Below are 15,503 nucleotides of genomic sequence, written 5' to 3' on the forward strand. Positions count from 1 at the left end.
GGGGGCGCGGGGGGGGGGGGGGGGGGGGGGGGGGGGGGGGGGGGGGGGGGGGGGAAGCGTGTCAGGTGCATACAGAGGGAGGCGGAACCCGAAGAACTGGTCGGCCCTGCCCAGATGATCATCGCGTGCCGCCTCTCCGAGACTGCCCAATTCCGATTTGTAAATCTTTCCGGTCGCGGACCGAGCCTGTAAGGCGCATTGGAGCCATTGTTGACTTGCCACGTCTGTACGGCGGAGAGGTCTGATGCATTGGCGTTGGCGGCAGAGCACGGGCGAACTCTTCAAAATGGGCGACCCCGTCGCGGCACCCTTCGCGACGGGCTACGCGGGTGCCGGTCAGGGCAGGAACGATCCTGATCTACAGTGCGTCCAGGACATCGGCCCAATACCGCGCGGCTGGTACGATCTCGGCATGGTGGTCAACGAACCCGCCCCGGTCACTATCCCGCTCACGCCCGACCCCGCGAATGATATGTGTGGGCGCTCGGGTTTCCTGATCCACGCCGACAGCATCACGAGGCCGGGCTGGGCTTCCGATGGATGCATCGTGATTGCCGATCGCCGCAAGCGGCAGGACATAGCTGCTAGCGGCATGCATCGACTCGAGGTCGTGCGTTGAGTCTACTCGCGCCATCAGGAGAACTTCAGTGCTGACGGACACGCTCGCGCTCGACATCGGCTCCGGCTTCCTCTCCGTTCCAGTCGGCAAGCTCGAGATGGACGTGCTCACCGATCGCCTGATGATCGGGCAAGGGTTCAACACGGCGCTCGCCGAGCAGGGAATGCTCAACTCGGTGGAGTACTCCGGGACCGGGTCGTTGACGGAGGTGGCGGGCGTAAAGGGGCAGGACGTGGAATACGTGCTGAGCGCGGTCACTAACTACTCGGAACTCAAGAAGGCTCTAAACATATCGGCGGCGGCGTCGCTGGGTATCGGCATATATTCGGGCGGTGCCGCCATGTCGCTTGAGCGTTCAGAGCGCCACACCCGCTTTGACAGTTTTCTCCTTGTCGGCGTGAAGGTGCGCAACCCGTCGCAGGTTCTGCGCCGGGCCGAACTCACTTCCGGAGCCCGCAGGCTTATGTTGAGGAGCCGGCGCCGTTTCCTGCAGCAATGCGGTAATTCTTACGTCTACGGCGTCGTGACTGGGGGTGAGCTCCTCGGCATCCAGCGATACGTTGCGACCACCGATGAGCAGGCGCAATCGCTACGGGTCGAAGTCCGGGCGGCGGCAGCCGGCTACGGGTCGGGTAAGTTCTCGATGTCGGAGGCGGTCAGCTCGGTGGAGACCCACACGTCAACCGACTTCACCCTGTATCGTCGTGGCGGTGGAGGCGACTTGCCGACGGCGGACGAGCTCGTCGTCGCCGCCCGTCGTTTTCCGGACGAGATGCGCGACCCGGCCAAGGCCCGCATCCTAGCCGTGTACGTTCGAGGCTACGGCACGGTCGAAAACCTGCCGGTGAGCGGCGTCGACCTGAGCAAGGTCGAGCGGCAGGCGCGCTCGCTGGAGTCGATCGCGGAGCGCGTTTCCGAGGCGTACGAGGTGCGGAACGAGTGGCTGCTGGTGCAGAGCGACGCCGACGCGTACTCGTTTGAAGACGATCCGGCATCCGTGGTGGCGGGAGCGATGTGCCAGATCGAAGCGGAGATCGAGCGGTGTGGAGACCTGATTGCGTCACTTAAACAGGACCCGGATCTCGACCTGCCCGAGCCGGTCGACCTACCGAGGCCGCCCGAGCGGAAGGCTGCACCGCCGAAACCACCAGTCGTGGCCGTATTCGAGCACGACAACTTTCAAGGCCGATCTCATGCATCAAGCGCCAGCATCCCCAGCCTACGGGCAGTGGCAGGCGATCTGAATGACATGATCTCATCCATCAAAGTAAACGGCGGACCGGGCGAGTTTCTAGTGCAGCTATACCTGCACGACAACTATCAGGGCACTCATCGAAACATTGTTTCGCCGGTCGAACTTGGGAGTCTGCGTGGAGGCTTGCCGGGCAACGACGCGGTCTCATCTATCCTGATCACAAAGCTTTAGACGAGCGCGATGCCCTAGGCGAACGGCCAGTTCGACGACGCTCCGACAGCTGCGCCCGTGCCGTCTGATTGCTCGACCCCTGTCCTGTCGGATCGACGAATAGAATCAGGTCTAGTTTATCGCGGCCGCCCGTCCGTGTCCCCGCCCCAGATCGGACAGAGCTTCCTTCTCCGACCCGCTCGGCTCCAGCGGATTTTGCCCCGACCTGTAAGCTGGTCGGCGTGCGGTGAGCTGCCGACAACCAGATCGACATCGTTTGGCCTGGCGGACGCCGGCCGCAGCCGCAGCCGCAGAACGGCGTTTCGGTCGAGCAAGGTCAATGACCCGATTTGAAGTACACGCGGAATCGGTTTTCCTCGCCACCCATGCTGAAGCGCTCGGTGAACCAGTCGTCCTCGTGGCGCTCGAATGCTTCCCAGACCATCAGGCCGAACATCAGCGCCGCCAGATCCGGGTTGAACCGGGCACCCTTCTCGTAGATCGATTGGTAAGGCGTGCCGCGCCAGTCGGACCCAGGGATCCAGCTGGCCGTTTCGATGCGGCTCCCGTCAATGCGGTGGTCGAGTTCGTCGCGTACCGCTGTCAGTTCGGCCGCCGAAAGCCGAGAACACAACAGGCGATGAGTTCGGCCGCGGTCGCCTGACGCGAGGACTCCCGTAACGGCATTGCCGCTCCCCAGGTCGCGGATGGTCATCGGTCGTCCTCCGTCTGCGCCGTTTGCCTATTGTCCGCTCTTTCGCACGCATGCGCCAGGAACTCGGATAATTCCTTCACTGGTCCGGGCAGCGCGCTGTAGATCACGGTGCGTCCGACCTTCTCCGAACTGACCAGGCCGGCGCGCGACAGGATCGCGAGGTGGGCGCTCATGGTGGTGGGCGGCGCCGTCACCGCGACGGCGATGTCGCCCGAGGCCATACCCTCGGGCAGGATGTCGATCAGCTTGCGGAACACGGCGAAGCGCGTCGGCTGCGACAGCGCGCTCATGGGCGAGGAGCGACGCGTGGTGATCGGGCGGGGACCGTACGGCAGCTCATGACCGCTGCTCGGCCGCAACGAGCCTCCGGGCCGCGCCACGCCACAGCCGTGCAGCACTCGCTGCGCCGTACGGCCGCGCGCGAGATCGCGTTGCGCGCCGCACGCGAGGGCTGGCTGGGACGACTGGCGGACGAGGTCGGGCTCGCCCACCTTCTCGAGCGGTTGCTCGACGACGAGGACGTGGTCCACCTCGCGATCTACCGCGCCCACCACGCCCACGCCGTGCGCCGGGCCTCGCCGCTGGCGCTCGACCTACTCCGTCATCTCGGCACGGACCCCGACGAAGCCGCGTGGTGCCTAGAGCCGGACGGCGACTGGCGGCGCTGGATCTGCGGCAGGCCGCCGATGTTCACGGCGAACATGGCGGCGCGTGGACAGGGCAGATCTCTGGCCGCGCCGCGCCCCCGTCATGCCCGGCACGCTTTCCTGTACGGCGGCCTGGTGATGCGCGGCTGGAAGGACGCGCGGGGCGGATTAGGCATCCGCCTGTCGCGGTACGGCCTGGAGGTCGGGGCGAGGCTGGCCAACGGTGCTCACCTGCGCACGCTGGGCGCGACGGCCACGATCACGGTGGATGCTCCTGAGACATTTCGCGGAGCGGTCGTCGGCCGCCGCGCCGACGAGGTGTTCGACCATCCGATTCTGGTGGGCCGCAACTACCGGATCGTCAGGTCGGGCGACTACGTGAGCGACGTTTCGTTCGTCGGTGAGACGTCGCCGTGGCGCGTGACGTTGCGCGCGAAGCGGGTGCCTTGGCGCGTGCCCTGGGCTGCCAGGCAGATCGAGTAAGGAGCGGCGTACCATCGCCGGTGCCGAACGCCTCCGCTGGTCCGGCGATGCGGACCTGACAGACAGACTGCTCGCGCTTGATCTGGGCGCCGCTACCTGTCGGCTAATGCTGCTGCGCATGTCGCTCGATCGCAACGTCCGCTGTATCACGCGCCCGTTGGTAGAGCTGTGCCCGGCATCGGTCGTCGACGAGCTGACTTGACGATTGCGGCCGTTCTCCGCTGGATCACGGTGGGTAGTCGACGGGGAGGGGTCGCCGTGCCTATTCGTCAGGGGAAAGGAACAGTATCGATTGTTTAAGAATGTACCTTAGAGCCAGCTAACCGCGAGGTGTAGGCTAGCGTCCGATGTCACCTGCGTGCAAGTTAATCCGCTGCGCGCTACAGGCAACGTGTTCGCTCAGCGATGCTTGTTCAACTGCAAGAACTAACTGTGAAGCTGTAGATGTAGAGGGGGCCGAACCGGGTGCAACTACGAAGCAGGTGAGGGCCCGCCTTTCTATTCTCCGCAATTCTGTAATCAGATCTTCCGCCAAAACTGCTGGTTTTGAAAAGTTGAGCAGGTTGGCGTAAAAACCGACACACCGATGGAGGCCCGACCGGGAATCGAACCCGGGTGCGAGGATTTGCAGTCCTCTACGTCACCACTCCGCCATCGGGCCCCGATGCGGCCCGCGCCCATGCACGGCGCGGCCGCGCGCTGTCAACACGTCGCTTTCCCACCCGGCGCGCCTCGACGGACGGTGGCGGGCCGGGTAGGTAGATGTCGCCGAGAAGGTGTATTGCTTCTCTAAAACACTTGTGCGACAGAATGCGAGCATGACGACGCTGACCAAGAACTCCGCCGAGGCGGACCCCGCCCACCGCTATGACGAGATGCGCGCGGCGATGGTGTCCAGCCAGCTGCGCACCAATTCGGTCAACGATCCGCGCGTGGTCGCGGCGATGGCGCGGGTGCCGCGCGAGCGGTTCGTTCCCGCCGGCCAGCGCGCCTTCGCCTACCGCGACGCGGCCCTGCCGCTGGGGCGCGCACGGTACCTGAACGTGCCGATGGCGACCGGGCGGTTGTTGACCGAGGCGTATCTTCGCCCGAGCGACCGGGTGCTGCTGATCGGGTCGGCGACGGGCTATGCGGCCGGGGTGCTGGCCGGACTGGTGGCGCATGTGGTCGCGGTCGAGAGCGATCCGGCGCTGACGGCCCTGGCGCGCGAGGGTCTGGCGGGGCGCGCCGGGGTCGATCTGGTCGAGGGACCGCTGGACGCCGGATCGCCGAACGGCGCGCCCTATGACGTGCTGATGATCGACGGGGCAGTCGAGTTCGTGCCCGAGGGGCTTCTGGAACAGCTCGCGCCGGATGGGCGGGTGGTCACCGGGCTGGTCGACGGCAACGTCATCCGGCTCGCCGGGGGACGCCGGAGCGCGGGCGGGTTCGGACTGGCGACCTTCGCCGACGTCGATTGCGTGGTGCTGCCGGGGTTCAGCCGGCCGCGTGGGTTCAGCTTCTAACGAACGCCGGGGGGCGCGCATCGTGATACGTGGTTTGCTCATCGCCGGGGTCGCGCTCGTTCCCCTGGCCGCGCCCGCCGGAGCGGAGACGCTGCGCGAGGCATTGCTCCGTGCCTATGAGAGCAACCCGCAGATCACCGGCCAGCGCGCGGCGCAGCGCGCGCTGGACGAGGACGTGCCGATCCGGCGCGCGGACGGCAAGCCGAGCGCGGATGCGCAAGGGCAGCTACAGGAGTTCCTGGTGATCCCGGGTAACCAGTTCGCGACCGCGCCGCGCCAGTTGTTCGGCCAGGCCCAGGTCGGGGTGCCGCTCTATCAGGGCGGGGCGGTGCGCAATTCCGTCCGCGCGGCGGAAACGCGCGTCGAGGCGGGCCGCGCGCAGCTGCGGGGCACGGAGGCGAACCTGTTCACCAACGTGGTCGCCGCATACATGGACGTGATCCGCGATGACGCGGTGGTGGCGCTCAACCGCCAGAATGTCCGGGTGCTGGAGGTGAATGCGGGCGCCAGTCGCGACCGGTTCGAGGTGGGCGACCTGACGCGGACCGACGTCGCGCAATCGGAGGCGCGGCTCGCGATCGCGCGCGCGCAGCTGCAACAGGCGGAGGCGCAGTTGATCGCCAGCCGCGAGGATTACATCAACTTCGTGGGCACGCCCGCCGGGCGGTTGCAGGACCCGCCGCCGCTCCCGAACCTGCCCTCCACGCCCGAACAGGCGGTGGCCGTCGCGATCGAGGACAATCCCGCGCTCCAGGCGGCTATGGCCGAGCGCAACGCCAGGCGGTTCGATACGGGCGTCGCGCGCGCGGGGCGGCTGCCGCGCGTGGGCGCGTCGATCGGCGGTTCCTATTCGAGCTTTCTCGGCTCGGTGCCGTCGGGCGGTTTCACCCAGAACTCGGCGACCGCGGCGACCGCGGGGCTGAACATGTCGCTGCCGATCTTCCAGGGCGGGCGGCCGGCGGCGCAGGTGCGCCAGGCCCAGGCGCGGGAGTCGCAGGCGATCGAGAACGTCACGCTTCAGGAGCGCAACGCGGTGTCGCAGACCCGCTCGGCCTTGGCGATCTACCGGGGCAGCGTGGAGGTGATCGGATCGTCCGAGGTCGCCGTGAATGCGAACAAGCTGGCGCTGGAGGGCGTGCGCGCGGAGAATGGCGTGGGCACGCGCACCGTGCTCGAGGTGCTCAACGCCGAGCAGGAATTGCTCAACAGCCAGGTGACGCTCGTGACGGCCCGGCGCGACGCTTATGTCGCGGGCTTCGCGCTGCTGGCGGCGATGGGCAACGCGGAGGCGCGCGACTTGGGGCTGGGCGGGGGCGCGCTGTACGATCCGACGGTGAACTATCGCCGGGTGCGGGGGAAGATTTGGGATTTCGGCGGCGATCCTACCCCTGTCGCGGTCGCGACGGGCACCGCGACCACGCCCGCGCAGGGGGCCGAGGTGTCGCGTTCGCTCGACCCGCTGCTCGATAGCGGAGTTGACAGACGCCCGGGCTTGACGACAGGTAACGACGCGCCGGATCGTCGATGACGAGCGTCGCGGTCATGCCGGGGGGGTTGACGGGGGTCATGGGTGATATGAGCGTGGAACCGTCGATGGAGGAGATCTTGTCCTCCATCAAACGCATCATCGCCGAGGAGGAGGCCCCGACCGGCCGCAGGCGCGCGACCCGGACGAGCCCGCCCGCGCCGCGATCCGACGACGACGGCGACCCGGCCGCCGACGGCGACGAGGTGCTGGAACTGAGCGATCCCATGCCGGCCTATCCGCAGGCCGTTCCCGTCCATGTCGCGTCCGATGTCCCACCCCAGGTCGACGTCGACGCGCCGATTTCGGCGGCGGCGCTTCCCGACGACCCCCCTCGCGACGCCGTGCCAGCCCCGACCCTTCCCGAGACGCGGGTCGCATCGACCCAGCCCGGTCCCGCCGCCGCCGTGCATGTCGCCGCACCGGCCGTCGATCCGATCCTGTCCCTGGCCGCCGCCGATGCAACCCGGGGCGCGCTTGCGTCGTTGTCGCGTTTGATGGTGAAGCCGGAGCCTTCGGGCGACGGCACGTTGGAGGGCCTGGTCCGCGACATGCTCCGCCCGATGCTGCGGGAATGGCTCGATGCGAACCTGCCCGACATGGTCGAGGCGATGGTGTCGCGCGAGATAGCCAGGATATCCGGCCAGACTTGATCGACGAAGGGCACGCATGACGACCGACCCGCCGGACTTGAACGCGGCGGTCGGGCCGGAGCTTGCGGAGACGGGTACATCGTCCGGCGGTTCCAGCGACGACATCTTCTTCGCGGCGGTGAAGACCAACCGGATGCCGATGGTCATCAGCGACCCGCAACTGCCCGACAACCCGATCATATTCTGCAATCAGGCGTTCGTCGCGCTTTCCGGCTACCGCGAGGAGGAGATCGTCGGCCGCAACTGCCGATTCCTTCAGGGGCCCGAGACCGATCGCGCGGTCGTGGCGCGGGTGCGCGACGCGATCGCCGCGCATACGGACGTCGCGGTCGAGATGCGCAACCACCGCAAGGACGGTTCCGCCTTCTGGAACGCGCTGTTCGTCTCGCCGGTGTTCGATGCCGCGGGCGAGATGCGCTACTTCTTCGCCAGCCAGCTGGACGTATCGCGACGGCGCGAGGCGGAGGAGGAGCTGGGCAAGGCGCGGAAGATGGAGGCGGTCGGCAAGCTGACGGGCGGGATCGCGCACGATTTCAATAACCTGCTCCAGGTCATCCAGGGATACGCCGACATCCTGGACGCGCGCACCGACCCCGCCGACCGGACCGTCAAGCGCGCCGTCGACGCGATCGCGATGGCGGCGAACCGCGGCGCGACGCTGACGCAGCAGTTGCTCGCCTTCGCGCGCAAGCAGGAGCTGCGCGACCAGCTGATCGACCTCGATGCGTTGATCGCGGGCTTCGGGCCGATCGTCGAGAGCACCGTGGGCGCGAGGGTGACGATCCGGCGCGAGGCGGAGCCGGGCCTGTGGTCGACGCGCATCGACCCCGTCCAGGCGGAAATGGCGCTGCTGAACATCCTGGCCAACGCGCGCGACGCGATGGAGGGCGAGGGCGAGGTCGCGATCCGCCTGCGCAACGTCACCCTTCCGGACGCGGCCGTGCCGGCGGAGCGGCTGACGCCGGGCGAGTATGTGTGCGTGTCGATCGCCGACACCGGGCCGGGCATCGCGCCCGAGTCGATCGACACGATCTTCGATCCGTTCTTCACGACCAAGGATATCGGCAAGGGCACCGGGCTGGGCCTCGCGATGGTCTATGGCTTCATGCGCCAGTCGGGCGGGCTCGTCACGGTTGGCGCGGGGAAGGGCGGCGGCGCGGAGTTCTCGCTTTATTTCCCGCGCGCGATAGACGGACCCGCGCGGGAGGCCGCGCCGGATGCGGCGCGCATCACGGGCGGGACGGCCGGTGGGTCCGGGCGCGTGTTGATGGTCGAGGATCAACCGGAGGTGGCCGAGCTCGGCCGCGCGGTGCTGGGCGACCTGGGCTATGTGGTGACGGCGGTGTCGGACGCGCGCGCCGCGCTGGACGAACTGCGGCGCGATGACGGGTATCGGCTGGTGTTCACCGACATATTGATGCCCGGCGGGATGAACGGCGTCGCGTTGGCGCAAGCGGTCGGGCGCGATCATCCGCATGTCCGCGTGCTGCTGGCGACGGGCTACGCCGACCAGGCGATCGACGAGCGCGCGCGCGCGTTCGCGCTGATCCGCAAGCCCTACCGCCGGGGGGAGCTGGAGGCGTGCATCCGGTCGGTGCTGGACGAGGCGTAAGGGTGGCGGGCCCCGCGCGCGCTCGCTAAGCGCGGGTCATGCAAGAGCTTCCCAAGACCTTCGACCCCGCCGAGATCGAGTCCCGCTGGTATCAGCATTGGGAGGAGAACGGCCTGTTCCGCCCCGACCGGCCCGGAGCGGAGCCGTGGACGATCGTCAATCCGCCGCCCAACGTCACGGGGTCGCTGCATGTCGGGCACGCGCTCGACAACACGCTCCAGGACATCCTCGTCCGCCATGCGCGGTTGAAGGGCAAGGATGCGCTTTGGGTGGTCGGGACCGATCATGCGGGCATCGCGACGCAGATGGTGGTCGAGCGCAAGCTGGCGGGCGAGGGCGTGAAGCGCACCGACCTGTCTCGCGACGAATTCGTGGACAAGGTCTGGAACTGGAAGGCGGAGAGCGGGGGCGAGATCACCGGTCAGCTCCGTCGGCTCGGTTGTTCGATGGACTGGGCGAACGAGCGGTTCACGATGGACCCGGGCTTCTCGGCCGCGGTCGTCAAGGTGTTCGTGCGGCTTCACCGCGAGGGCCTGCTCTACCGCGACAAGCGGCTGGTGAACTGGGACCCGGGGCTCCAGACCGCGATCAGCGACCTGGAGGTCGAGCAGCGCGAAGTGAGGGGGAGCTTCTGGCATTTCTGCTATCCGCTGGAGGATGGGAGCGGGTACATCGCGATCGCGACGACGCGGCCGGAGACGATCCTGGGCGACGGCGCGGTGGCGGTGAACCCGGCGGACGAACGCTACGCGCATCTGGTCGGCAAAAGGTGCCTGCTGCCGATCGTGAACCGATCGATCCCGATCATCGCCGACGATTACGTCAAGATGGACTTCGGATCGGGCGCGGTGAAGATCACGGCCGCGCACGACCATAACGATTATGACGTGGCGAAGCGGCATCCGGAGGCAGGTATCCCGCTGATCAACCTCCTGAACGCCGACGCGACGATGAGCGACGAGTGTCCGGCGGCGTATCGCGGGCTCGACCGGTATGTCGCGCGCGCCAAGGTGGTCGCGGACTTCGAGGCGATCGGGCTGCTCGACAGGGTGGAGGAGCATGTCCACCAGGTGCCCTACGGCGACCGGTCGGGCGTGGTGATCGAGCCTTGGTTGACCGACCAGTGGTATGTCGACGCAGGCACGCTGGCGAAGCCCGCGATCGAGGCGGTACGGTCGGGGGCGATCCGCATCGTGCCGAAGACGTGGGAGAAGACGTTCTTCAATTGGATGGAGAACATCCAGCCCTGGTGCGTCTCGCGGCAGCTTTGGTGGGGGCACCGGATCCCGGCCTGGTACGCCGAGGACGGGCGGGTGTTCGTGGCGGAGACGCTGGAGCAGGCGCAGGCCGAGGCGGGCGAGGGAGTCGTGCTCCGGCAGGACGAGGACGTGCTGGACACCTGGTTCTCGTCGGCGCTGTGGCCGTTCGCGACGCTCGGCTGGCCGGAGAAGGGCGCTCCCTCTCCCCGCTTGCGGGGAGAGGGCTGGGGAGAGGGGCTGTCCAAGGTACCGGCCGCGCCCGGAACAGCCCCTCTCCCCGACCCTCTCCCCGCAAGCGGGGAGAGGGAGAAGAACACCCTTCACGGCCGCTATCCCAACGACGTGCTCGTGTCCGGGTTCGACATCCTGTTCTTCTGGAACGCGCGGATGATGATGCAGGGCATGCACTTCATGGGCGATGTGCCGTTCCGGACGCTGTACCTGCACGGCCTCGTCCGCGCCGCCGACGGGTCGAAGATGTCCAAATCGAAGGGCAATACCGTCGACCCGCTGGTGCTGATCGATCGGTATGGCGCGGACGCGCTAAGGTTCTTCATGGCGGCGATAGAAAGCCAGGGCCGCGACATCAAGATGGACGAGCGCCGGGTCGAGGGCTACCGCAACTTCGCGACCAAGCTGTGGAACGCCGCGCGCTTCTGCCAGGTGAACGGCATCGGCGGATCGACGACCTTGGAGCCGCCGCCCGCGACGCTCGCGGTCAACAAGTGGATCGAGGCCGAGCTGATCCGGACGGTCGAGGCGGTCGACTTGGCGCTGGCAGAGTACCGCTTCGACGCGGCGGCGAACGCGATCTACCAATTCGTGTGGAGCCGGTTTTGCGACTGGTATCTGGAACTGATCAAGGGACAGATCGAGGATGAGACGCGGGCGGTCGCGGGGTGGGTGCTCGACCAGATATTGGTGCTGCTCCACCCGTTCATGCCGTTCATCACCGAGGAACTGTGGCACGGGCTGATGCCGGGGCGCTCCGAGCTGATCGTCGCCAAGTGGCCGCGGCCCTTCGCCCGCGCGCTCGACCCGGCGGCGGAGGCGGAGGTCGATTGGCTGATCCGGCTGGTCGGAGAGGTCCGCGCGGCGCGGACGGAGCTGAACGTGCCGCCGGGGGCCAAGCTGCCCATGCACGTCCGCGACGCGTCGGTGGAGACGCTCGCCCGGCTGAACCGCAACGCCGCCGTGCTCGCGCGGATGGCGCGGGTCGAGGCGGAGGTGGGCCGGGTCACGGGCGGCGCGGCGCAGGTCGTGGTGGACGAGGCGACATTCGTGCTGCCGCTGGAGGGCGTGATCGACCTCGACGCCGAACGCGCGCGCCTCGCCAAGGGTATCGCGGCGGCGGAAAAGGAACGCGACGCGCTCGCCGGGCGGCTCGGCAACGCAAGCTTCGTCGAGCGGGCAAAGCCTGAGGCGGTGGAAAAGGCGCGCGCGGATCACGGCGAAAAGGCGGCGGAGGCGGATCGGTTGCGGGCGGCGTTGGGGCGGTTGGGGTGATCGTTCCCCTCCCGCTTGCGGGAGGGGCTAGGGGAGGGCCTACTCGATCAAGGTGAGTTTCATGGACAGTCCCTCCCCCGACCCCTCCCGCAAGCGGGAGGGGAGTAGATCGCCCGGCCAGCGCGATCTCACCACCGGGCCGATCGCGTCGACGCTGCTCGCCTTCGCTCTCCCGACGCTCGGCTCTAACGTGCTGCAATCGCTTAACGGGTCGATCAACGCGATCTGGGTGGGGCGCTTCCTGGGCGAGGACGCGCTGGCGGCCACCAGCAACGCCAACATCATCATGTTCCTGATGTTCGGCGCGGTGTTCGGGTTCGGGATGGCGGCGACGATCCTGGTCGGCCAGAGCTTCGGGCGGCGCGACGTCGAGGGCGCGCGGCGGGCGTTCGGGTCGGCCATCGGGCTGGTGCTCGCCGCCTCCGTGATCGTCGGCGCGCTGGGGTGGATCTTCGCGCCGCGGATCCTGCGGCTGCTGGCGACGCCGCCCGGCGCGTTCGAGCTGGCGCTGGTCTATCTTCGCGTGATCTTCGCCGGGTTGCCGGGACAGATGATGCTGGTGCTGATGTTCATGGGGCTGCGCGGAACGGGCGACTCGCTGACGCCGCTATGGTTCATGGGGTTGAGCGTCCTGCTCGACGCCGGGCTCAACCCCGTGTTGATCCTCGGGCTCGGCCCCGCGCCGGCGATGGGGATCGCGGGGTCGGCGACGGCGACGCTGACATCGGGCGTGGTCGCGGTCGCGGCGCTGGCGGCGTACATCCACCTTCGCGACCTGCCGCTCCGGCTGAAGGGCGCGGAGCTGCGCTATATCCTGCCCGAGGTGCGGCTGACGCGGACGATCGTGTCGAAGGGGCTGCCGATCGGGGCGCAGATGCTGGTGATCTCGGCCGCGGGGTTGGCGATGGTCGGGCTGGTCAATCGGCTCGGCGTCCACACCACGGCGGGCTACGGCGTCACGCTCCAGATGTGGGCCTATGTGCAGATGCCGGCGCTCGCGGTCGGCGCGGCGGTGAGCGCGATGGCGGCGCAGAATATCGGCGCGGGCCGCTGGGACCGGGTGGGACGGATCACGGGCGCGGGGCTGTTGTTCAACCTGGTGCTGACGGGTGCGGCGGTGGGGCTCATGCTCGCCTTCAACCGCCAGATCCTTGGACTGTTCGTGGGCGGCGACAGCCCGGCCCTGCCGATCGCCGAGCACATCAACGCGCTGGCGACTTGGGGCTTCATCCTGTTCGGGGGGACGATGGTGTTGTTCGGCGTGGTGCGCGCGAACGGGGCGGTGTGGGGGCCGCTCGTCATCCTGTTCGTGTCGATGTTCCCGATCCGGCTCGGGCTCGCGGTCGGTCTCCAGCCCTGGCTGGGGACGGACGCGCTGTGGTGGAGCTTCCCGATCGGGTCGGCGGCCAACGTGATCGGGGCCGCGCTCTATTACCGGTACGGACCGTGGCGCGACGCCAGGGTCGCGGTGCCGAGCGCCGACGAAGGCGCGGCGCGATCGAACAGCGCCGCCGAGGCCACGGGAACGCTGAAGCCCGTGACCTAGAAGGCCGGTACCATGACCTCGATCACCGCGGCGGCGATCCGCGCGGTGACGGGGGTGTGCGCGAGCACCTCGCCATCGATCGAGATCGGCATGCGGGGTTCGGTGTCGAGCCGGATCGCGCGGCTGCGGAACTCGCGAACCTCGTCATGACGCGACGAATGGCGGAACCAGCCCGCCGCCCAATTATGGATCAGCCGCCGCTTGAAATGGCCCAGCACCGCTTGGACAACGATCTCGCCCGAATCGACGCTAGCCGACTCCACCAGCTCGGTGCCGCCGTGATAGGGGCCGTTCGAGATGCGAACCTCGACCACGCGCAAGCGCTCGGCCGCGGCGCCCTCGCCGACGATCAGCGTGAACGGCTTGAAACGCGTGAACTGCCAAGCCGCCCAGCCCAGATAGCCGAGCCGCCCGAGCACCTTCTTCAGCCCGTGCGGCACCGTCTCGGCGATCTGCGGCGAGATGCCCATCGCCGCGCAGTTCGCGTAATAATCCTTGTCGATCATCCCCAGGTCGATGCGCCTGGGGACGCCCGTCCGGATCACCTCGACCGCGCCGGGGATGTCGAGCGGGATGCCCAGCGTCCGCGCGAAACTGTTAGCGGTCCCCAGCGGCAGGACGCCTAGGATGACGTCGTGCCCGACCATGAGGTCGACGAGCCCGCTCACCGTCCCGTCCCCGCCGCCGAGGATCAGCAGGTCGGGTTTCCTCGCCAGCGCGCGCCGGACCGTCGGCTCCAGGTCGCGCGGATGCTCGACCGCATGCGCATCGACGGGGTAGGGCAGCCCCGCCATCAGCGCGCAGGTGTTCTCGAACAGCTTCTGCCCCCGGCGCGATTTGGCGTTGACGACGAGGGCGGCGGTCTTGATCTCACGCATGGCCATGGTCATGGACGATCCCATGTCCGCCGCCTACCCCACGCCCAGCTTTCCGGCACTGCGCCTACGCCGAACCCGCGCGCATGGCTGGAGCCGTCGCCTCCACGCCGAGACCGTGCTGACGCCCGCCGACCTGATCTGGCCGCTTTTCATCGCAGAGGGGCAGGGCGTGGAGGAGCCGATCCCCAGCCTGCCCGGCGTGTCGCGCTGGTCGGTGGACGGCATCGTCGCGCGGGCGCGGGAGGCGCGCGACCTTGGCATCCCGTGCGTCGCCTTGTTCCCGAACACGCCGCCGGGCCTACGCACCGACGACGGGCGCGAGGCGCTCAATCCCGGCAATCTGATGTGCCGCGCGATCCGCGCGATCAAGGACTCGGTGCCCGAGGTTGGCGTGCTGACCGATGTGGCGCTCGACCCGTACACGACGCATGGTCATGACGGGTTGGTCTCGCCGAGCGGCTATGTCTTGAATGACGCGACCGCTCAGGTGCTCGTCGGCCAGGCGCAGGTGCAGGCGGAGGCGGGGGCCGACATCATCGCCCCGTCCGACATGATGGACGGCCGCGTCGGCCTGATCCGCTCCGCGCTGGAGGGCGGGGGGCATCATGAGGTCCAGATCATGGCCTACGCGGCCAAGTACGCCAGCGGCTTCTACAGCCCGTTCCGCGACGCGGTCGGGTCGCGCGGGCTGCTCAAGGGCGACAAGAAGACGTACCAGATGGATCCCGCCAACGCCGAGGAGGCAGTGCGCGAGGTCGCGGCCGACCTGGCGGAGGGCGCGGACAGCGTGATGGTGAAGCCCGGGCTGCCGTATCTCGACATCGTCGTGCGGGTGCGCGCGGCGTTCCAGGTGCCGGTGTTCGCGTACCAGGTGTCCGGCGAATATGCGATGATCGAGGCGGCGGTGGCGGCCGGCGCGGGCGAACGCGACGCGCTGGTGCTTGAAACGCTCATGGCCTTCAAGCGCGCGGGCTGCGCCGGGGTGCTGACTTACCACGCGGCGCACGCGGCGCGGCTGCTGGGTGGTTGAACTAGGCTACTGCCGCTGCTTCATCGTCACCCCGGACTTGTTCCGGGGTCCATCGCTGTGTGCAGCCGGACGGTGCCGGGCTCGCACGACGATGGATGCCGGAACAAGTCCGGCATGACA

13 protein-coding genes and 1 tRNA gene are annotated in these 15,503 nt (G+C 68.2%); 10 read left to right on the forward strand and 4 right to left on the reverse strand.

What is annotated here, in order from left to right:
- Positions 1 to 244 precede the first annotated feature (244 nt).
- Entirely contained in the window at positions 245 to 619 is a 375-nt protein-coding gene (locus ACFE71_RS07025) for a tlde1 domain-containing protein (protein ID WP_375428096.1), read from the forward strand.
- A 28-nt stretch (positions 620 to 647) separates the two neighbouring features.
- Positions 648 to 2,045, forward strand: coding sequence for a hypothetical protein (locus tag ACFE71_RS07030; protein ID WP_375428097.1), 1,398 nt, complete (start codon positions 648 to 650; stop codon positions 2,043 to 2,045).
- Positions 2,046 to 2,361: 316 nt separating this feature from the next.
- On the opposite strand, the gene ACFE71_RS07035 is transcribed toward ACFE71_RS07030, so the two are convergent.
- Positions 2,362 to 2,739, reverse strand: coding sequence for a hypothetical protein (locus ACFE71_RS07035; protein ID WP_375428098.1), 378 nt, complete (start codon positions 2,737 to 2,739; stop codon positions 2,362 to 2,364).
- Positions 2,736 to 3,029, reverse strand: coding sequence for an ArsR/SmtB family transcription factor (locus ACFE71_RS07040; RefSeq protein ID WP_375428099.1), 294 nt, complete (start codon positions 3,027 to 3,029; stop codon positions 2,736 to 2,738). Before ACFE71_RS07040 ends, ACFE71_RS07035 begins: the two co-directional genes overlap by 4 nt.
- A gap of 99 nt (positions 3,030 to 3,128) precedes the next feature.
- On the opposite strand from ACFE71_RS07040, the gene ACFE71_RS07045 reads away from it, so the two are divergent.
- A complete protein-coding gene (locus tag ACFE71_RS07045) occupies positions 3,129 to 3,869 on the forward strand; it encodes a hypothetical protein (protein WP_375428100.1) in 741 nt (246 codons plus the stop codon).
- A 587-nt stretch (positions 3,870 to 4,456) separates the two neighbouring features.
- On the opposite strand, the gene ACFE71_RS07050 is transcribed toward ACFE71_RS07045, so the two are convergent.
- A tRNA-Cys gene (locus ACFE71_RS07050) sits at positions 4,457 to 4,530 on the reverse strand.
- Positions 4,531 to 4,687: 157 nt separating this feature from the next.
- On the opposite strand from ACFE71_RS07050, the gene ACFE71_RS07055 reads away from it, so the two are divergent.
- The 6 genes from ACFE71_RS07055 to ACFE71_RS07080 all read left to right on the forward strand — a co-directional run bounded on the left by ACFE71_RS07055 (position 4,688) and on the right by ACFE71_RS07080 (position 13,475).
- On the forward strand, positions 4,688 to 5,374 hold the full coding sequence (locus tag ACFE71_RS07055; protein ID WP_375428101.1) for a protein-L-isoaspartate O-methyltransferase: 687 nt from the start codon (positions 4,688 to 4,690) through the stop codon (positions 5,372 to 5,374).
- Between the two features lie 22 nt (positions 5,375 to 5,396).
- Positions 5,397 to 6,902, forward strand: coding sequence for a TolC family outer membrane protein (locus tag ACFE71_RS07060; protein ID WP_375428102.1), 1,506 nt, complete (start codon positions 5,397 to 5,399; stop codon positions 6,900 to 6,902).
- 38 nt (positions 6,903 to 6,940) lie between these two features.
- Positions 6,941 to 7,552: a DUF2497 domain-containing protein gene (locus ACFE71_RS07065; RefSeq protein WP_375428131.1), complete on the forward strand. Its 612-nt coding sequence runs from the start codon at positions 6,941 to 6,943 to the stop codon at positions 7,550 to 7,552.
- 16 nt (positions 7,553 to 7,568) lie between these two features.
- Positions 7,569 to 9,164 (forward strand): histidine kinase famiy protein, encoded by a 1,596-nt coding sequence (locus ACFE71_RS07070; RefSeq protein ID WP_375428103.1) that lies wholly within the window; start codon positions 7,569 to 7,571, stop codon positions 9,162 to 9,164.
- A 38-nt stretch (positions 9,165 to 9,202) separates the two neighbouring features.
- Positions 9,203 to 11,929, forward strand: coding sequence for a valine--tRNA ligase (locus tag ACFE71_RS07075; RefSeq protein ID WP_375428104.1), 2,727 nt, complete (start codon positions 9,203 to 9,205; stop codon positions 11,927 to 11,929).
- Positions 11,930 to 11,990: 61 nt separating this feature from the next.
- Positions 11,991 to 13,475: an MATE family efflux transporter gene (locus ACFE71_RS07080; RefSeq protein WP_375428105.1), complete on the forward strand. Its 1,485-nt coding sequence runs from the start codon at positions 11,991 to 11,993 to the stop codon at positions 13,473 to 13,475.
- On the opposite strand, the gene ACFE71_RS07085 is transcribed toward ACFE71_RS07080, so the two are convergent.
- Positions 13,472 to 14,365: a diacylglycerol/lipid kinase family protein gene (locus ACFE71_RS07085; protein WP_375428106.1), complete on the reverse strand. Its 894-nt coding sequence runs from the start codon at positions 14,363 to 14,365 to the stop codon at positions 13,472 to 13,474. The two genes, ACFE71_RS07080 and ACFE71_RS07085, sit on opposite strands and share 4 nt — an antisense overlap.
- On the opposite strand from ACFE71_RS07085, the gene hemB reads away from it, so the two are divergent.
- Positions 14,352 to 15,383, forward strand: a complete 1,032-nt coding sequence (gene hemB, locus ACFE71_RS07090; RefSeq protein ID WP_375428107.1) for a porphobilinogen synthase — start codon at positions 14,352 to 14,354, stop codon at positions 15,381 to 15,383. The genes ACFE71_RS07085 and hemB overlap by 14 nt on opposite strands.
- Positions 15,384 to 15,503: the final 120 nt, after the last annotated feature.

The sequence above is a fragment of the uncultured Sphingomonas sp. genome (genome assembly GCF_964237155.1).
Classification (GTDB): Bacteria; Pseudomonadota; Alphaproteobacteria; order Sphingomonadales; family Sphingomonadaceae; genus Sphingomonas.